This window comes from uncultured Tenacibaculum sp. (assembly GCF_947502995.1).
Taxonomy (GTDB): domain Bacteria; phylum Bacteroidota; class Bacteroidia; order Flavobacteriales; family Flavobacteriaceae; genus Polaribacter.
Window position 1 is genome coordinate 34306 of the sequence record NZ_CANNBW010000029.1, and the last position, 21181, is coordinate 55486.

Below are 21181 nucleotides of genomic sequence, written 5' to 3' on the forward strand. Positions count from 1 at the left end.
TATATGAGAAATGTGTAATTCATTTTATGCATTTCTCATATTACACATAAATAAACTAACAAATTAAATTTTTTATATGAAAGATCAAGGCTTGTATTTAAGTGAGTTTGAGAGAGACAATTGTGGTGCCGGATTCATATGTAATTTAAAAGGTAAAAAGTCAAATCAAATTATTCACGATGCACTAGAAATTTTAATAAAACTAGAGCATAGAGGAGCAGTTAGTTCAGATGGAAGAACCGGAGATGGTGCTGGAATTTTAATAGATATTCCTCACGACTTTTTTAAAAGAGTATGTAATTTCGAATTACCAGAAATAAAAGAATATGCAGTCGGGCAAGTTTTTTTGCCAAGAAAATTCAATCAAAGCAGTTATTGCGAAACTGTTTTAGAAGATGAATTCAAAAAGCAAGGATTAAAAGTTTTAGGTTGGAGAGATGTTCCTGTAGATACATCTAATTTAGGAGCAATAGCAGCAAAAACACAACCAAAGATTAAACAAGTTTTTGTAACCAAAGGAGATAAAGATTTAACAGATTTACAATTTAACGCGAAGTTATTTGCAGCTAGAAAAATTAGCGAACATACTATCGGTAAATCAAAAATCTCTGAATCTAATTATTTCTATTTATCAAGTTTATCAACAACTACATTAATTTACAAAGGATTATTAATGCCTGAAGATATTGGGCGTTTTTATGTCGATTTAAGACAACCAGATTTAGTTACTAGATTAGCATTAGTACATCAAAGATTTTCAACAAATACTTTCCCTTCTTGGGATTTAGCTCAGCCGTTTAGATTCATGTGTCATAATGGGGAAATCAATACGCTAAAAGGTAATGTGAAAAGAATGTTAGCTCGTCAAGAGTTAATGGAGTCAGATTTATTCGGTGATGATATGAAAAAGTTATTTCCTATTATCACGGAAGGAAAATCAGATTCTGCTTCTATGGATATGGCTGTTGAGTTGTTATTAATGACTGGTAGATCACTTCCTGAAGTAATGATGATGTTAGTTCCAGAAGCTTGGGAAAAGGATACTACTATGAGTGCAGAAAAAAGAGCATTTTATGAGTATAATTCTTGTATTATGGAACCTTGGGATGGACCCGCTTCTGTTCCTTTTACCGATGGGAATTATATTGGAGCTTTATTAGATAGAAATGGATTAAGACCATCAAGATATACAGTTACCAAAAGAGGTAATGTGGTTATGTCTTCTGAAATTGGAGTATTAAATATTAAACCAGATAACGTAGTTAAACATGGTAGATTAGAGCCAGGAAAAATGTTCTTGGTTGATATGAATGCAGGAAGAATCATTGAAGATGAAGAAATAAAGGAAAAAATTGTTTCTAAACATCCATATAAAGAATGGTTAAAAGAGCATTCACTTCCTTTAGCAGATATACCTTATACAAACAATTCTATACCTAAAGAAAAAACAGATTACAAAACAAGATTACGTTTATTTGGTTATACTACAGAAGAGATCGATCATTTAATAGCACCTATGGCTATTAATGGTAAAGAAGCTATTGGCTCTATGGGAACAGATACTCCTTTGGCTGTACTTTCAGATAAATCTCAATTATTATATAATTATTTTAAGCAATTATTCGCGCAAGTTACAAATCCGCCTTTAGACGGAATTAGAGAAGAAATCATCACAGATATTAGTTTAGCATTAGGTTCAGATAGAAATATTTTTCATGTAATACCAGAGCAAGCTAAGAAACTCAGAATCCAAAACCCTGTAATTTCAAATGAAGATCTAGATAAGATTAAAAATTTAGAGCATGATGATTTTAAAGCAGTAACTATTCCTATGCTTTTTCCTTTAGAAAAAGGTGTTAATGGTATAGAGAATGCATTAGAAGGAATTCTATATAAGGCAACTGTTGCTGTTGAAGATGAAGGAGCGAATATTATTATTCTTTCAGATAGAGGTGTGAATAAAGAATGGGCGCCAATTCCAGCATTATTAGCATGTTCTTATCTGCATAATTCAATGTATAGAAAAGGAACACGTTCTAAAATTGGAATTATCATAGAGAGTGCTGAGCCAAGAGAACCGCATCATTTTGCAACGTTGTTTGGTTATGGAGCAAGTGCTATTAATCCGTATATGGTTAATGAAATTATAGCACGTCAAGTAGAGAAAGGTGAAATCTCAGATATTCAAGTAGGAAAAGCAGTTAAAAATTTCAATAAAGCAATTGGTAAAGGTTTGTTGAAAATTATGAATAAAATAGGTATTTCAACTTTACATTCATACAGAGCTTCTCAAATATTTGAAATTTTAGGATTAAAGAAAACATTTACAGATAAGTATTTTCCAGGAACACCTTCTAGAATTGGAGGAATTGGATTATATGTGCTTCAAAAAGAGATTTATAAAAGATGTACAGAGTCATTTAGAGAAAAAGATATCGATTCAGTTTTAGATTTAGAAATTGGAGGTGATTATCGTTGGAGAAGAAATGGCGAACGTCATATGTTTAATCCAACTACAGTTTCTAAATTACAGCAAGCAGTTCGTTCTAAAAGCAAGGAAAGTTATAAAGTTTATGCAGATAAAATCAATAAGCAGTCTAAGGAGTTAATGACACTTAGAGGTTTATTTGAGTTTGTAAACTTAGATCCTATTCCGATTGAAGAGGTAGAACCTTGGACCGAAATAGTTAAGCGATTTAAAACAGGAGCAATGTCTTATGGTTCTATAAGTCAAGAAGCTCATGAGAATTTAGCAATTGCAATGAATAGAATTGGAGGAAAATCTAATTCTGGTGAAGGTGGAGAAAATAAAGAGCGTTTTAAGAAATTATCTAATGGCGATTCTAAGAATAGTGCCATTAAACAAGTAGCTTCTGGTAGATTTGGAGTTACAAGTAATTATTTGACAAATGCTAAGGAAATCCAAATTAAAATGGCTCAAGGAGCTAAACCTGGTGAAGGCGGACAATTACCAGGAAAAAAAGTACTGCCTTGGATTGCAGAGGTTAGAAATTCCACGCCTTATGTTGGTTTAATTTCACCGCCACCACATCATGATATTTATTCAATTGAAGATTTAGCACAGTTAATTTTCGATTTGAAAAATGCCAATAGAGAAGCAAGAATTAACGTAAAGTTGGTTTCTAAAGTAGGTGTTGGAACTATTGCTGCTGGAGTTGCAAAAGCTAAAGCAGATGTAATTTTAGTTTCTGGTTTCGATGGAGGTACAGGAGCTTCTCCTTTAACATCTTTAAAACATGCAGGTTTACCTTGGGAATTAGGAATTGCTGAAGCACAACAGACTTTAGTGATGAATAATCTACGTAATCGTGTGGTTTTAGAATGTGATGGACAATTAAAAACTGGTAGAGATGTCGCAATAGCTTGTTTATTAGGAGCGGAAGAATTTGGTTTTGCAACAGCACCATTAGTAGCTTCTGGTTGTATTATGATGCGTCAATGTCATTTAAATACTTGTCCAGTAGGAATTGCTACGCAAGATCCTGAGTTACGTAAAAACTTTAAAGGAACACCAGAGCATGTGATTAATTTCATGTATTTCGTAGCTGAAGAAGTACGACAAATTATGGCGACTTTAGGATTTAGATCTATTAAAGAAATGGTAGGTCAGGTTGAAAAGTTAAATGTAAATAAAGCTGTAGATCATTACAAAGCAAAAGGGATAGATGCTTCTGCAATTCTTCATAAAGTGAATTCAAATGAGAATCCAATTTTATACAATACAGAAAAGCAAGATCATGGACTAGAGAAAGTTTTAGATCTTAAGATTGTAGATGATGCTAAAGGAGCAATTAAAAATAAGATTAAATCAGAGTTTACCTATGAAATTCAAAATACAAACCGTTCAGTAGGAGCTTTAACTAGTAATGAAATTTCAAAACTTCATGGTGATGAAGGGTTGCCAGAAGACACTTTAACGTTACAATTTAAAGGTTCTGCTGGACAAAGTTTTGGTGCTTTCGCAACAAAAGGTTTAAAAATGGTTGTTCATGGTGAAACTAACGATTATTTAGGTAAAGGTTTATCTGGAGCCAAAATTATTGTGAAAAAACCAGATGAGGCTGATTTTATTGCCGAAGATAATATTATTGTTGGAAATGTATGTTTCTACGGTGCAGTAAAAGGTGAAGCTTATGTAAATGGTGTTGCAGGTGAACGTTTTTGTGTAAGAAATTCTGGAATTACAGCTGTTGTAGAAGGGATTGGAGATCACGGTTGTGAGTATATGACAGGTGGTAAAGTTGTTGTGCTTGGTAAAACAGGGCGAAATTTTGCTGCTGGAATGAGTGGAGGAATTGCATATGTGTACGATCCATCTCATCAATTCAGAAACGAGTTGTGTAATCTAGAAATGGTAGAATTAGTTCATTTAGAAACTGAAGATCAGAAAGACTTAAAAGGGTTAATTGAGCAGCATGTAGGATATACAAAAAGTACTTTAGGAGTTAAAATATTAGAAGAATGGGAAGTAAATAAAATGGATTTTATTAAAGTATTCCCAACAGATTATAGGTTAGCTTTAGAAAGAATAGCGCAAGAAGAAACAACTAAAATAACAGCATAAATCATGGGAGAATTAGGCGGATTTAAAAAATACGATAGAAAACAAGAGACAAATACTGCTGTTAAAGATAGAGTAAGGAATTTTAAAGAATTTACAAGTCCATTATCAATTACAGAGCAACAAAAACAAGGTTCCCGTTGTATGGATTGTGGAATTCCTTTTTGTCACAGTGGTTGTCCTCTAGGGAATTTAATTCCTGATTTTAATGATATGGTTCATAAAGGAGAATGGAAAAAAGCATTAGATATTTTACATTCTACTAATAACTTTCCAGAGTTTACTGGAAGATTATGTCCAGCTCCTTGTGAAAAAGCTTGTGTTTTAGGAATTATAGATCAACCCGTTTCTATAGAAAATACAGAAAAGTATATCGTAGAAAAAGGATTTGAAAAAGGTTGGATAAAACCAAAACTTCCAAATTACAGAACAGGGAAAAGTGTTGCTGTGGTAGGTTCTGGCCCCGCTGGTTTAGCAGCTGCTCAACAATTAAATAGAGCTGGGCATTTGGTAACTGTTTTTGAAAGAGAAGATGAAGTAGGAGGTTTGTTACGTTATGGAATTCCTAACTTTAAATTAGAGAAAGAAGTTATCGATAGAAGAATACATATTTTAGAAGCAGAAGGTATTACATTTAAAACAAATGCAAATATTGGAGTAAATGTTTCTGTTGATAAACTAAAAGAGTTTGATGCCGTAGTATTATGCGGCGGAGCTACAAAAGCTAGAGCGTTAAATATTCCTGGAAGTGATGCAAATGGTGTACATCAAGCGATGGATTTTTTAACAAAGCAAACCAAAGCGTTATTTAATTCAGATTTAGAAAGTGAAGTGATTAGTGCTAAAGGTAAAAATGTAATTGTAATTGGAGGAGGAGATACAGGTTCAGATTGTATCGGAACTTCTAATCGTCATGGGGCAAATTCGGTAACCAATTTTGAAATTATGCCAAAACCTCCTAAAGCAAGAAGTGTTCAAACACCTTGGCCATTTTGGCCTTTACAATTAAAGACTAGTTCTTCTCACGAAGAAGGTTGCGATCGTAATTGGCTTATCAATACAAAAGAATTTGTAAAGAATGATAAAGGTGAGCTTATTGCGTTAAAAACAGTAGAAGTAGAATGGAAAATAATTCCAGGTGAGCGTCCACAGCTTATAGAAATAGAAGGTACAGAAAAAACTTGGCCTTGTGATTTGGTATTTTTGGCTTTAGGATTTACCGGCCCAGAGAAAACATTACCAGAATTATTAGATTTAGATTTAGACTTTAGATCTAATATTAAGGCAAGTACAAGCAATTATCAAACGAATGTTCCAAATATATTCACTGCGGGTGATATGAGAAGAGGTCAATCACTTATTGTTTGGGCTATTTCAGAAGGAAGACAAGCAGCTCATCATGTAGATGCTTATTTGATGGGAAGCTCAAGTTTACCATTAAAAGATAGTAATGATTTGTTAAGTGCATAATGTTTTTTTTAAATTGATTAGGATAATTCAAAAAAAAATAACAATATTTGCACTATCAGATGAATACAAGAATTTTAAATATCATTTCTATCATTGTCGTTGTGATTATTATTTCACAAGGATAGAGGAAGTGATTTTTAAATTTTAAGATATAATTAAAGGCTTCCTAAATTTTAGGAGGCCTTTTTTAGTTTAAAAACATGAACATTTTAGTAAACATTATTATTAGCGTAGTCATTATTAGCTCATCACCGAGTTGATATAGCTTGCTATTGTATAAAAAGGCCTGTATCAACTAGTTGATACAGGCCTTTTTTTTGAGTATTGATTATCGTATGTGTTTTGTGTTAAAGTTCTGGTTATTAGTTTTTTATATGTTTTTAAGAGTAGTTAAAAATCATAAGAGATTAAGTTTCTAAAACTGAATTAAAAAAGGATAAAATAAATTAGAATTATAAATAAAAGAAATCATGTATTTCAACGATAAAAGTGTTGTTTTTCTTAATGGAGAATTTGTTAAAGCTACTGATGCTAAGATGAATATGTATAGTCAAAGCTTACATTATGGAAATGGGGTTTTTGAAGGTATACGTTCCTATAAAACAGAAAATGGAACTAGAATTTTTAAGTCGTATGAACATTACAAAAGATTAAAGTATGGAGTCGATGTAATGGGAATACAATTCAAGTATTCTGAAGAAGAATTAACAGAAATTACCTACAAACTTTTAGAGTTAAATAATCTCCAAGATGCTTACATAAGACCTTTGGTTTTTACTGGAGAAAATATGGGGTTAGCAACTTCAACTGAGACGAATTTAGTTATACAATGTTGGGAATGGGGAAAGTTGATGGGAGATAAATTATTACGAGTAAAAACATCAAGATTCCAAAGACCTAACCCGAACTCTTGTTTCGTTGAGGCTAAGATTACTGGTCATTACGTTAATTCAATTTTATCTACGAATGAAGTGAAAAGTCAAGGTTACGATGAAGCTCTGCTGTTAGATATGAATGGAAATGTAGCAGAATGTTCAGGAGCTAATGTTTTTATGCAGAAAGATGGAAAATTATATACTCCACCAAGAGGTCATATTATGGCTGGAATTACTAGAGCTACAGTAATAGATTTATGTAGAGAAGAAGGAATTCCAGTAGAAGAAAAACATTTCACTTTAGATGAATTAAAAACTGCAGATGCTTGTTTTTTCACAGGAACAGCAGCTGAAGTTGTAGGCTTAGAGTCTGTAGACGAATACAAATTTCCAATGGATTGGAAAACATCACATGGATATAATTTAATGAAACTATATAAAGCAGAAGTACTAGAAGAAAGAGTACATGAAAAAGCACTTTAAAATGGAATTGAACAAATTTAGTAAACGAGTAACTCAAGATGATACACAACCTGCAGCGCAAGCAATGTTACATGCTTTAGGGTTAACTCATGAAGATTTAAAGAAACCTTTTGTTGGAATTGCTAGTACAGGATACGAAGGAAATCCTTGTAATATGCATTTAAACGACTTGGCCAAATTGGTAAAGCAAGGAACAAAAAATGTAGACTTGGTAGGTTTGATTTTTAATACCATCGGAGTTTCTGATGGAATATCAATGGGAACACCGGGTATGCGTTATTCTTTACCATCAAGAGATGTAATTGCAGATTCTATGGAAACTGTAGTGCAAGCAATGTCATACGATGGTTTGGTAACAGTTGTTGGATGTGATAAAAACATGCCAGGAGCTTTAATGGCGATGTTACGTTTAAATAGACCATCAGTTTTGGTGTATGGAGGAACGATTGCTTCTGGTTGTCATGAAGGTAAGAAACTAGATATTGTTTCTGCTTTTGAGGCTTGGGGAAGTAAAGTTGCAGGAACTATTACACAAAATGAATATCAAAGTGTTATAGAAAAAGCAATTCCTGGAGCTGGGGCTTGTGGCGGCATGTATACTGCAAATACAATGGCTTCAGCTATTGAGGCTTTGGGTATGAGTTTACCTTATAATTCTTCAAATCCTGCGATTAGTAATAATAAAGAAGAAGAGTCAATAAAAGCAGGAGAAGCACTTCGAGTGCTTCTAGAAAAAGACATTAAACCTTCAGATATAGTTACAAAGAAATCACTTGAAAATGCAGTTCGTTTGGTAACTGTAATGGGAGGTTCTACAAATGCTGTTTTACACTTTTTGGCTATTGCTAAAGCAGCTGATGTGAAATTTACATTGGAAGATTTTCAACGTATTTCAGATGAAACTCCTTTTCTAGCTGATTTAAAACCAAGTGGACAATACTTAATGGAAGATGTACATAGAGTTGGAGGAACGCCAGCTGTGTTAAAATATCTTTTAGAAAAAGGATTGTTGCATGGAGACTGTTTAACAGTTACAGGAAAAACCTTAGCTGAGAATTTAATAGAAGTTCCAAGTCTTACCAACGGACAAGAAGTAATTAAGTCTGTTGATAATCCAATTAAAGAAACTGGGCATTTAAGAATGTTATACGGAAATCTTGCTAAAGATGGATCTGTAGCTAAAATCACAGGGAAAGAAGGATTGTTTTTCTCTGGAAAAGCTAAAGTTTATGAAGGTGAATTTGCAGCTAACGATGGAATTAAAAATGGAGAAGTACAAAAAGGTGATATAGTTGTAATTCGTTATGAAGGTCCGAAAGGCGGACCAGGTATGCCAGAAATGTTAAAGCCAACGGCTGCTATTATGGGAGCAGGGTTAGGAAAAGAGGTTGCTTTAATTACAGATGGTAGGTTTTCTGGTGGAACTCACGGATTTGTAGTTGGTCATATTACTCCTGAAGCTCAAGAAGGAGGAGTAATTGCTTTGGTAAAAGATGGAGATGTAATTTCTATTAATGCACAAACGAACACAATTAATCTTGAAGTTTCTGATGAAGAATTAGAAGCAAGAAGAAAAGAATGGAAAGCTCCTCCATTAAAAGTAAACAGAGGAGTACTTTATAAATATGCAAGAACAGTAGCATCCGCATCTAATGGATGTGTAACAGATGAATTTTAAATCGTAACAACATGGAAACTAGAACAAAAAAAGTTAAAGAGCAGAGTGTAAAAACTAGTGTGACAATTTCTGGTGCAGAGGCAGTCATAAAATGTTTGTTAGCAGAAGGTGTCGATTTGTTATACGGATATCCAGGTGGAGCAATAATGCCTGTTTACGATGAATTGTATAAATATCAGAAAGAATTAAATCATGTTTTAACTCGTCATGAACAAGGAGCAACACATGCAGCTCAAGGTTATGCTAGAGCTACAGGAAAAGTTGGTGTTGCAATTGCAACTTCTGGACCCGGAGCAACAAATTTAATTACAGGAATTGCAGATGCTCAGATTGATTCTACACCAATGGTTTGTATTACAGGTCAGGTTGCAGAACATTTATTAGGAACAGACGCATTTCAAGAAACAGATATTGTAGGTATTTCTACTCCTGTAACAAAATGGAATTATCAAATTACAAAAGCTTCAGAAATTCCAGAGGTTTTCGCTAAAGCTTTCTATATCGCTCGTTCGGGTAGACCGGGACCAGTTTTAATTGATATTACTAAAAATGCTCAGTTCGAAAAGTTTGAGTTTTCTTACGAGCCTTGTACAGCTGTTCGTAGTTATCAACCTGTGCCAAAGTTAGATGTAAATGCTGTAAAAGAAGCGGCAAACCTAATAAATGGAGCTAAAAAACCAATGGTGATTTTTGGTCAAGGAGTAATATTAGGTGAAGCAGAAGAAGAGTTTAAAGCATTTATAGAAAAAGCTGGAATTCCTTCGGCATGGACACTTTTAGGTTTATCAGCATTACCAACTTCTCATGAGTTAAATGTAGGAATGGTTGGAATGCATGGAAATTACGGACCTAACCGATTAACTAATGAATGTGACGTTTTAATTGCTGTAGGAATGCGATTTGATGATCGTGTAACAGGTGATTTAAGTCGTTATGCAAAGCAAGCCAAAGTAGTTCATTTTGAAATTGATCCCGCAGAGATTGATAAAAATGTTAAAGCCGATGTAGCAGTTTTAGGCAATGCGAAAGAAAGTTTACAAGAAATACTTCCGTACTTAAAAGATAATGAACACAAATCTTGGTTACAAGAATTTAGAGATCACGATGCAATTGAGTTCGATAAAGTCATCAAGAAAGATTTATATCCAACAAAAGATGGTTTAACCATGGGAGAAGTAATTAAAGAAATTAATAATGCTTCTGAAGGAAATGCAATTGTAGTTACAGATGTTGGTCAGCATCAAATGATTGCTTGTCGATATGCGAATTTCAATAAGAGTAAAAGTAATATTACTTCAGGTGGTTTAGGAACTATGGGATTTGCTTTACCAGCTGCAATTGGCGCAAAAATGGGTACTCCAGAACGAGAAGTTGTTGCAGTAATTGGAGATGGTGGTTACCAAATGACGATTCAAGAATTAGGTACAATTTTACAAACAAAAGCAGCGGTTAAAATTGTAGTGTTAAATAACGAATTCTTAGGAATGGTTCGTCAATGGCAACAATTATTTTTCGATAAAAGATATGCATCAACTACGATGACAAATCCAGATTTTGTAGCCATTGCTAAAGGATATCATATCGATGCTAAGAGAGTAACACAAAGAGAGGAATTAGCTAGTGCAGTTTCAGAAATGATGGCATCAGAAGATGCATTTTTCCTAGAAGTGTGTGTAGAAAAAGAAGATAACGTATTTCCAATGATACCTACAGGGTCATCAGTTTCAGATGTAAGATTAAGTTAAGAATTATGAGTGAAAAGCAAACGTATACAGTATCAATATATACCGAAAATAACATTGGAGTTCTAAATAGAATTTCAGCAATATTTCAAAGACGACATATCAATTTAGAGAGTGTCAATGTATCAAAGTCTGAGATTCGTAGTGTTTCCAGAATCACTTTATTAGTAAGAGTCACAGAAGAACAGATTAAAAAAATCATTGGGCAATTAGAAAAACAAATTGAAGTGATAAAAGCATATTATCATGTCGATGAAGAAACTGTATATCAAGAATCATGTTTATTTAAGTTGCGTACAGATTTGCTTACTGAAAACGATGAAATTCAGAAAGTAATCAATAGTAGTAAATCAAGAGTGATTAACATTAACAAAGACTTTTTTGTTTTAGAAAAATCAGGAACAAAAGAAGAGGTAGAAGAGTTATATCACTTACTTAATAAACATGGAATTAAGCAATTTGTACGATCAGGTCGAATTGCAATTACGAAAGAAGAAATGCCTGTATCAGAACTATTAGAATCAATAAAAAAATAAACTTACGAGTCATGAAAAATTATTTTAATCAATTATCATTAAGAGAGCAATTAGAGCAATTAGGAAAATGTAGATTTATGGAGTCTGCAGAATTTTCTGAAGGTATTAAAGCACTTGAAGGTAAAAAAGTAGTGATTGTAGGTTGTGGAGCACAAGGTTTAAATCAAGGTTTAAATATGCGAGATTCTGGTTTAGATGTTTCGTATGCTTTACGTGAAAATTCAATTAAAGAGAAACGTCAATCGTATAAAAATGCAACGGAGAATAATTTTGTGGTAGGAACTTACGATGAATTAATTCCGTCTGCAGATTTAGTGTGTAATTTAACACCAGACAAACAACACAGTAATGTAGTAAAAGCTGTAATGCCTTTAATGAAAGAAGGTGCAACATTATCGTATTCTCATGGATTTAATATTGTTGAAGAAGGAACGCAAGTTCGTAAAGATTTAACGGTAATTATGGTAGCTCCGAAATGTCCTGGTAGTGAGGTTCGTGAAGAATATAAAAGAGGATTTGGAGTGCCAACTTTAATTGCTGTGCATCCAGCAAATGATCCTCAAGGAAAAGGATTAGCTGAAGCTAAGGCTTATGCTTATGCAACAGGTGGACATAGAGCTGGAGTTTTAGAATCTTCTTTTGTTGCTGAGGTAAAGTCTGATTTAATGGGAGAGCAAACGATTCTATGCGGTGTATTACAAACAGCATCAATTTTATGTTTTGATAAAATTGTAGCAGATGGCGTAGAACCACATTTTGCTAGTAAATTAATTCAATATGGATGGGAAACGATTACTGAAGCCTTAAAACATGGTGGAATTACCAATATGATGGATCGTTTATCAAACCCAGCGAAAATTAAAGCATATCATTTATCAGAAGAATTAAAAGACATTTTAAGACCATTGTTTGATAAACATATGGATGATATTATGTCTGGTCATTTTTCATCTACAATGATGGAAGATTGGGCGAATGATGATAAAAATTTATTGAAATGGAGAGCTGATACTGCTGAAACTGGTTTCGAAAAAACAGAAGCTACTGAAGTTGCAGTTTCTGAACAAGAATATTTTGATAAAGGAACATTGTTAGTGGCTTTCGTAAAATCTGGAGTAGAATTAGCTTTTGAAACTATGGTTGCTTCAGGAATTATTGAAGAATCTGCATATTATGAATCGTTACATGAGCTTCCTTTAATCGCAAATACTGTTGCAAGAAAGAAATTATATGAAATGAATCGAATTATTTCTGATACTGCTGAATATGGTTGTTATTTATTCGATCATGCAGCTAAGCCATTATTACAAGATTTTATGACTACAGTTACTACTGATTTAGTAGGAGAAAATTTTAGTTCATCTAATAGTGTTGATAATGCCGAATTAATTAAAGTAAATAAAGCAATTAGAAATCATCCTATTGAAGAAGTTGGAGAGCGATTAAGAGCTGCAATGACAGCTATGAAAGCTATAAAAGAAGAAAAGCCAGAATCGGAGTTAGTCTTGTCATAAATTATGAAAACTACAGTAAAGAAGATATATTTTCCAGAATTATCGGCAATCAAAGCTGCTGCTACGACTCTAAAAGGAGTAGCAACAGTTACGCCGTTACAAGAAAATTTTAATCTTTCTAATACATATAGTGCCAATATATTTTTAAAAAGAGAAGATCTTCAACAAGTAAGGTCTTACAAAATAAGAGGTGCGTATAATAAGATTAATTCTTTATCAGCAAATGAAGTTGCAAAAGGAATTATATGCGCCAGTGCAGGAAATCATGCGCAAGGAGTAGCATTAGCATGTCGTAAAAAAGAGATTCATGGAACTATTTTTATGCCGGCACCAACACCAAAGCAGAAAGTCGAGCAAGTTCGAATGTTTGGTGGAGCTTTTGTAACGATAGAATTGGTAGGAGATACTTTTGATGATTCGTATACTAATGCTAGAAGTTTTGCTGATAAAAATAACATGACTTTTGTACATCCTTTCGATGATGAAAAAGTAATTGAAGGGCAAGGAACAGTTGGTTTAGAAATTATAAATCAATCAGATGTTCCAATAGATTATGTTTTTGTGCCAGTAGGAGGAGGAGGTTTAGCTTCTGGATTATCTTCAGTGTTTAAATATCTTTCTCCTAACACAAAAATTATTGGTGTAGAACCTGCTGGAGCACCTTCTATGCAAAATGCATTAGATAGAGGAAATCCAGTAAAACTAAATAAGATTGATAAGTTTGTTGATGGAGCTGCTGTTCAGCAAGTAGGGAATTTAACGCATCAAATTTGTGCAGAAAATTTAGATGCGATGGTTACAGTTCCCGAAGGACAAGTTTGTCAAACTATATTAGAGATGTATAACAAAGAAGCTATTGTTGTAGAACCAGCGGGAGCTTTAACAGTTAGTGTATTACATCAATTTAAAGAAGAGCTAAAAGGAAAAAATATAGTTTGTGTGGTAAGTGGTAGTAATAATGATATTACTAGAACTGCCGAAATTAAAGAACGTGCACTTTTGCATAATGGCTTAAAGCACTATTTTATAATTCGATTTCCACAACGAGCTGGTGCATTAAAAGAATTTGTTATGAATGTTTTAGGAGAAAATGATGATATCACCTTTTTTGAATATTCTAAAAAAACAACTCGAGAAAATGGACCTGCAGTTGTAGGTATTGAATTAGTAGATAGTAACGATTTACATCCTTTGATTCAGCGAATGAAATCCCTGAATTTTTATGGAGAATATCTTAACGACAAGCCCAACCTTTTTGAGTTTTTAGTGTAATTATTTAGATAGTGAAAGCCGAGTTTTTAACTCGGCTTTTTTGTGTTTAGAATTCTAATAAAAAACAATTTTTTTTAACATTTATTCATTTTTTGTTTTTTTAATAGATTGTTAATTAGTATATTAGTAACTGTTATTGTTTGTTTTTAAGGAAATAATAATAGATAATCGTTCTTTTATATTTATTGTAAATAATAGAGAAAATTAGTTTCATTTAAACATTTAAACCCCCGTATTATGAATAAAAAGCTAAGGTTTTCGACGCTCCTATTGCTATTCTATATAGCGAATGTCAGTCCCCAGTCTTCACAGACATGTTCAAACTCTGTAGATGATCCAGTTTTAGATCTAAACAGTATTACAAAGTGCTCTATCGACAGAAAATCTGATGATAATAAAGTACAAAAAGTTACAGTTCAAGTTACTTCGAGAAGAAGAAGAGTAATTAGAAAGAGAGATAAAGCTACAGGCTTATCTTCTAATGGTTATTCTCATAAATTAGCTTCTATAAAAAAGAAGGTAAATATTGTAAATTCATTAGTAGATATTAAAAAAGATGAAGTTCCAGATGTTTTACCTTATGATTATGTAGATCAAATTCCACTATTTAAGAGTTGTGAATCTGCTCCTATTTATGAACAAGACCGCTGTTTTAAAGTTAAATTACGAAGTCATATCAAGAAAAACTTAAAGTATCCGACAAGTGCTTACGATAGAGGTGTTCAAGGAAGAGTGTATGCTCACTTTTCTATAGGTAAAGATGGAGTAATTAAAGATTTAAAAATTGTATCACCATACAAAGGAGATTTGCTAGGTAAAGAAGCAAAAAGAATTATCAAAAAATTACCCAAGTTTAAGCCAGGAGAACATAATGGAAATGCGGTAGCTGTAAAGTATGGTTTACCTATTACGTTTAAAATTCCTGGTAAAAAGCCGACGAATATTAGAAAAGCAAATAACGCTAAAGTAAAGGAAACGATCTATAGTTTTTCTTCTTTAGATCAAATTCCACAATTTGATGAATGTAAAAAATCTAAAGATGATTCTTTAACGTGTTTCAATACAAATTTAATTCAACATATTCAAAGTTACTTTGCGTATCCTGAAGAGGCAAAAATGAAAAATATCCAAGGTAATGTAGTGGTAAATTTTGTGATCAACTCCAAAGGAAATGTTGTTAATATTACTGCTAAGGGACCAGAAAATACTCAAATTCTTGAACTAGCAGCTGTTAGATTTATTGAAAAATTACCAAAGCTTAAAGCTGGTAAAATAGATGGAAAAAATGTAAATACTTCATATTCTTTCCCTATCAATTTTACGCTGAATTAAAATATAAAAAAGTATATGCAAAAATGACATCTTAAAACCTAGATGTCATTTGTGTATATGAATATCTCCTGAATAAAAAGGTCAAATTTTTAATCAATTATACCATCTTATATGAGAAAACTATTTACGCTATTTAGTATGTTTTGTCTTTCATTTATTTCACTTGCTCAAGATGTAGAAGTTAAAGGTAAAGTGTTAGACGAAGTTACAAAAGAACCACTTCCTGGTGTGTTTGTTTTATTAAAAGAATCTTCTGTCATTGCAGAAACCGAGTTTGATGGAAGTTACACAATCAAAGCAGCAATTGGTAAAGTTTTAGAGTTTAGTTACCCCGGATACAAAAAGAAAACAGTAGTAGTAACTAGTTCTTTAATTGATGTAGAATTAGAAATAGATGCAGAAGAAAGTTTTTTAAATGAAGTAATTATTATAGGATATGGAGCTAAGCGAAAAGAATTAGTTTCTGGTGCATATAGCACTGTGAAAACTGAAGAAATAGAACGTAATACTCCTCAAAGAATAGAACAAGCATTACAAGGAAGAACGGCTGGTGTTCAAGTGAGTTCTAATTCTGGTTCTCCAGGATCTTCATATAATATTAGAATTAGAGGTGTAACAACGAATGGAGATAACTCTCCTTTGGTATTAGTTGATGGTGTTCAAATAGGTCCGGATTTAAGTATTATAGATCCTAATGATATAGAGAAAATAGATGTTATTAAAGATGCAAGTACTGCTATTTATGGAGTTAGAGGAGCTAATGGAGTAATTTTAATTACAACAAAATCTGGTAAAAATAGTACAGAAACAAAGTTTACTTACAGTAGTACAGTAGCGCTTCAAGAAACTACTAAAAAACTAGATCTATTAAAAGGAGTAGAGTATGCAGCTTTGGTAAATGAAACTATAGCGGCAGATGGTGGAACTCCTCCTTTTCAATTACAAAATATAAATACTGAGACAGATTGGCAAGACGCATTGTTTGAAACTACTCCAATGATTACACATCATATCGGTGCAACAGGAGGAGGTGAAAAGTATAATTTTAATGTTAGTGGAAGTTTGTTAGATCAAAAAGGAATTATAGCTCCAGGAAGATCTAACTATGCAAGATGGACATTAAGAAGTAATCTAGGTTTAAACTTAACAGATAAATTAAAATTGAACACTTTAGTTTTATACACAAATAGTATAAGACGTGCTATTCCTGAAGGAAGTAGAGGTTCTGTTTTGTATTATGCTAATAATGCTTCACCATTAACTCCAATTTTTGATGGAACTGATGGTACAGGTCCTTCTAGAGGGTTTTCTTATATTGGAACTGAACAAGGGAATGAAATTGTAAATCCTTTTGCTGTTATTGATAATACTTTTAATGAAACTAGAGTAAATCGATTCACAGGTAAAATTGAATTGGTTTATGATTTGTTTAAAAACTTTGAATTTACTTCACGAAATAGTTTTAATTATTCAAATGTATATTCTAGAGCATATTTTCCACTTCAATATTATGGAGAAAATAAAGTGGTGAATACTGTACGTTTAGATCCTGTTTCTGGTCAATTTAATTTAGATAGAAATGGAGATGGCGATCGTGATGTGTACAGTAGAGTAAATGAAAATGATCAGAATTTTTTCTCATTCATCTCAGAAAATTTTGTGAATTATAACTTTACAATTGGTGAATATCATAATTTCCAAACAACCTTAGGTCTTTCATTAACAACTGAACAGAGTAAAGGTATTTTTGGGTCAGGTTTTTTAACAGCTAATGATTCTTGGAAAAATGCATTCTTATTTAATACACAATCTTTTATTATAGATGATGATGATCTTGGTACAAATGATATAAGAGAAACAATAAATTCAGATTCTTTTACAATTGAAGATCGTTATACTTCGATCTTCGGAAGGTTACAATACGATTTTAATGAAAAGTATTTATTCTCAGCAATTTTACGTCGAGATGCTTCTACAAGATTCGGGCCTAATAATAGGGTTGCATATTTACCTTCTTTCTCTGCAGGATGGGTAGTTCATAACGAAGATTTTTTAAGTGATACGGGTATTTCTAATCTTAAGTTGAGAGGAAGTTGGGGTATTGTTGGAAATGATAAAATTGGAGCTTACAGATGGTTAGGTTTTTTACAAGGTGTAAATGGAGATGCAACGTATCCTTTTGGAGATGTTTTGTCTTTCGGGAATGCAGTAGGAGTTTTATCTAATCAAGATTTACAATGGGAAACGACAATTCAAACGAATATTGGTTTTGACTTAGGTTTTTATGATAACAATTTAAATATCACGTTCGATTATTATAAAAAACGAACAGAAGATTTACTTGTAATTCCAGAAATTTCAGCGCTTTTAGGAGTTTCTGCGCCGGGTAGTGGAGCTCCTGTGGTAAATGCTGGTATTGTAGAAAATCAAGGTGTCGAATTTGGTATTAATTATACGCATTATTTTTCTGATGATGTTTCTTTAGCCTTAAACTATAATCTAACTACAATTAATAACGAGGTTATTGATGTAAACAATGCAGCGGGTTTTATTCCAGGAGGTTTATTTGGTTTGAATCAGCAGCCTTCTAGAATGCAAAATGGACTACCAATTGGTGTTTTTTATGGACTGAAAACTGATGGTGTTTTTCAAACGCAGGCAGAGATTGATGCTTTAGCAGTTGATAGAGATGGAGACGGAAGTTTAGATGAGTATCAACCTGGTGCAGCTCCTGGAGATTTAAAATATGTAGATGTCGATGGAAATGGATATATAGAGTTCGGTAGCGAAAATGATTTAACCGTTTTAGGTGATCCTATTCCAGATTTTACCATGGGGGGCGGATTTAATTTCAAGTTTTATAACTTCGATTTCGGAGCTTCTTTTTATGCTTCATTAGGAAACGAAATTGTAAGAAGTTACGAACGTTTTTTAACGTATAGCAACAAATTATCATTGTACAATGGAAGATGGACAGGCCCTGGTACTTCTAACGAAATACCAAGAGCATCAACAAATGCTGCAAATAATCAGTTGTTTTCTTCTTTTTATGTTGAAGATGGTTCATTCTTAAGAATTCAAAATGTTCAATTAGGGTACACATTAAATTCAGAACAAATCAAAGGGATAGATTTTATAAGACTTTATTTTTCAGTAAATAATCTATACACTTTTACAAAATATAGAGGTTACGATCCAGATATTTCTAATGCAAGCGCAATTGGAGCTGGAGTAGATTTAGGTCAATATCCACAACCAAGAATGTTTATTACAGGAATTAAAGTATCATTTTAAATCAGTAGAAGATGAAAAACAATATAAAAATAATAGCGATAATAATCTTTCTTACTACTTTAAGTTGTGATGATTATTTAGAAGTTTTACCTGAAGGACAAGAAAATACAGAGAACTTTTTTAATACTGCAGAAGATTATGAAAATGCATTAATTGGAGTTTATGATTTATTATCAACTACATATTTAAATCAAATCTTGGGAGAAATTGCTTCTGATAATAGTTTATGTGGCGGTGAAAATCCTACTGATGTTTTAGATTGGCAACAGATAGATGATATGACGCATAATCCAGATAATGGAGCATTAAGAAATATATTTCAATGGATGTATGCCGGAATTAGTAGAGCCAACTATATTATGGAGTTTAAAGATAAAACACCTTTCGATAGAAAAGATCAAGTAATAGCAGAAACTAAATTTCTAAGAGCATATTACTATTTTGAATTGGTGAAATTCTTCGGAAGTGTTCCAATGTATTTAGATAAAAGAATAAGTATAGAAGAATCACAAAGCATAGGTAAATCTAGTGTAACTGAAATTTACGCGCAGTTAGAAAAGGATTTACAAGAAGTTGCCAATGTTTTACCATGGCAACAAACACAACCTGGTAGAGCTACAAGAGGGGCAGCTTTAGCTCTGTTGGGTAAAGTGTTTTTGTATCAACAAAAATATACACAAGCAACACAGGCTTTAGATCAGGTAATTAATTCTGGTCAGTATAGTTTAGTGTCTAACTTTACAATGATTTTTTCGAATCAGAATGAAAATAATTCAGAATCTGTTTTTGAAGTACAGTATTTTGGGCAAGAAGGTGCAAGCTTCGATTGTTTTCAATGTGTTGAAGGAAATATAGCCGTTGGTTTTATGGGACCTAGATTTAGAACAGGAAATTATGCTCCTTATGCAGATGGTTTTAGTTTTAATATCCCGAGTTTAGATATAGTGAATGCTTATCAAACTGGAGATACTAGAAGAAGTGCAACGTTTTTTGATATTAACGATTTTGTTGCAACAAGACCAGATGTAACTTTTACTCAAGGACATGATCATAATGGATATTTTAATTTTAAATACATTCCTTTTGCTGAAGGAAATGCTTTAGATACTCGATTAACGCATAGTAATAATTACAGAGCTATTCGTTATGCAGATGTATTGTTAATGGCTGCTGAAGCTCATGTTCAATCAGGAAATTCTGGAGTAGCACAAGGATACTTAGATCAAGTGAGAGATAGAGCTTTCGGAACTACAACAGATAGAATTACTGCAACTCTAGATAATATTTTATTAGAACGACGATTAGAATTAGCAGGAGAAGGTCATCGATTCTTCGATCAAGTTCGTACAGGTAAAACTTCATCAATACCTGGTTTTACAGCTGGAAAAAATGAATTGTTTCCGATTCCTAGAATTGAGATAGAATTAGCAGGAAATAATTGGTGTCAAAATAAAGGATATGCAACTTCTACATGTTCAGAACAATAAACACAATTAAGATTATGAAGAAAATACATTATATCATATTAGGATTATTAGTTTTAGTAGGTTGTATAGAAGAAGAACGTGATCTTTCTTTTGTAGATAGTTTGGTTGCTCCTACTAATGTTGCGGCGACTTATTCTTTGTCACAAGACAATTCAGGTTTGGTTACTATTACACCAATAGCAGACGGAGCAAACAGTTTTAAAGTTTATTTTGGAGATGGTACTACCGATTTTGCAGATGTATCCATTGGTCAGAGTGTAGATCGTACTTATGGAGAGGGAACTTACATGGTAAAAATAGAAGCATTTAATATCAGTGGGAAAAAATCAGAAGCAACACAAGAATTAGTCGTTTCTTTTAAAGCACCAGAAAATTTAATGGTTACTATAGAAAATAGTACAAGTATTTCAAAACAAGTTGATGTTACAGCTACAGCAGATTATGCGACTATGTATGAGTTTTACTCAGGAGAATCAGGAGTAAGTCAGCCAGTAGCAACAGCAAACATTGGAGAGTCATTAAATTATGTTTATCAAACTCCAGGAGATTACGATATTCGAGTTGTTGCTAAAGGAGCAGCAATTGCAACTACAGAGTATACAGCAACTTTTACAGTTACAGAAATTTTAGCACCAACTACAGCAGCTGCTACCCCAATAAATAGAGCAGAATCAGATGTGATCTCATTATTCAGCGATGCTTATACCGATGTTAGTGTCGATACATGGAATACAGTTTGGAGTGCTGCAAGTTTTGAAGATGTTATGATTGCAGGTAATGCGACAAAGAAATACACAGGGTTAAATTTCAACGGAATAGAAACAGTAAGTTCACCAGTAGATGCTTCAGGTATGGAGTTTATCCACTTAGATGTTTGGACTCCAAACGTTACAGCTTTCCGTTTAAAATTAGTTGA

The 21181-nt window shown here is 32.9% G+C and carries 11 protein-coding genes and 1 pseudogene; all 12 read left to right on the forward strand.

Annotation, left to right across the window (positions count from 1 at the left end):
• The first annotated feature begins 76 nt into the window (after positions 1 to 76).
• Positions 77 to 4585, forward strand: a complete 4509-nt coding sequence (gene gltB / locus Q1A46_RS19155) for a glutamate synthase large subunit (RefSeq protein WP_299682926.1) — start codon at positions 77 to 79, stop codon at positions 4583 to 4585.
• 3 nt (positions 4586 to 4588) lie between these two features.
• Positions 4589 to 6052: a glutamate synthase subunit beta gene (locus Q1A46_RS19160; RefSeq protein ID WP_299682928.1), complete on the forward strand. Its 1464-nt coding sequence runs from the start codon at positions 4589 to 4591 to the stop codon at positions 6050 to 6052.
• Positions 6053 to 6522: 470 nt separating this feature from the next.
• Positions 6523 to 7410 carry a branched-chain amino acid transaminase gene (locus Q1A46_RS19165; protein ID WP_299682930.1) on the forward strand — a complete coding sequence of 296 codons (888 nt, stop codon included), beginning with the start codon at positions 6523 to 6525 and terminating at the stop codon, positions 7408 to 7410.
• Between the two features lies 1 nt (position 7411).
• Positions 7412 to 9088 (forward strand): dihydroxy-acid dehydratase, encoded by a 1677-nt coding sequence (ilvD, locus tag Q1A46_RS19170; protein WP_299682932.1) that lies wholly within the window; start codon positions 7412 to 7414, stop codon positions 9086 to 9088.
• Between the two features lie 11 nt (positions 9089 to 9099).
• Entirely contained in the window at positions 9100 to 10833 is a 1734-nt protein-coding gene (ilvB, locus tag Q1A46_RS19175; RefSeq protein ID WP_299682934.1) for a biosynthetic-type acetolactate synthase large subunit, read from the forward strand.
• Between the two features lie 2 nt (positions 10834 to 10835).
• Entirely contained in the window at positions 10836 to 11366 is a 531-nt protein-coding gene (gene ilvN, locus Q1A46_RS19180) for an acetolactate synthase small subunit (RefSeq protein ID WP_373456520.1), read from the forward strand.
• Between the two features lie 11 nt (positions 11367 to 11377).
• Positions 11378 to 12880 carry a ketol-acid reductoisomerase gene (ilvC, locus tag Q1A46_RS19185; RefSeq protein ID WP_299682938.1) on the forward strand — a complete coding sequence of 501 codons (1503 nt, stop codon included), beginning with the start codon at positions 11378 to 11380 and terminating at the stop codon, positions 12878 to 12880.
• 3 nt (positions 12881 to 12883) lie between these two features.
• A complete protein-coding gene (ilvA, locus tag Q1A46_RS19190; protein WP_299682940.1) occupies positions 12884 to 14152 on the forward strand; it encodes a threonine ammonia-lyase IlvA in 1269 nt (422 codons plus the stop codon).
• Positions 14153 to 14389: 237 nt separating this feature from the next.
• The gene (locus Q1A46_RS19195; protein ID WP_299682942.1) at positions 14390 to 15484 is read left to right on the forward strand and encodes an energy transducer TonB; all 1095 of its coding nucleotides are present in this window, start codon (positions 14390 to 14392) and stop codon (positions 15482 to 15484) included.
• Between the two features lie 111 nt (positions 15485 to 15595).
• A complete protein-coding gene (locus tag Q1A46_RS19200; protein ID WP_299682944.1) occupies positions 15596 to 18778 on the forward strand; it encodes a TonB-dependent receptor in 3183 nt (1060 codons plus the stop codon).
• A gap of 11 nt (positions 18779 to 18789) precedes the next feature.
• Positions 18790 to 20265, forward strand: a complete 1476-nt coding sequence (locus tag Q1A46_RS19205) for a RagB/SusD family nutrient uptake outer membrane protein (RefSeq protein WP_299682946.1) — start codon at positions 18790 to 18792, stop codon at positions 20263 to 20265.
• Positions 20266 to 20279: 14 nt separating this feature from the next.
• Positions 20280 to 21181, forward strand: a pseudogene (locus Q1A46_RS19210) (hypothetical protein); the annotation flags it as partial.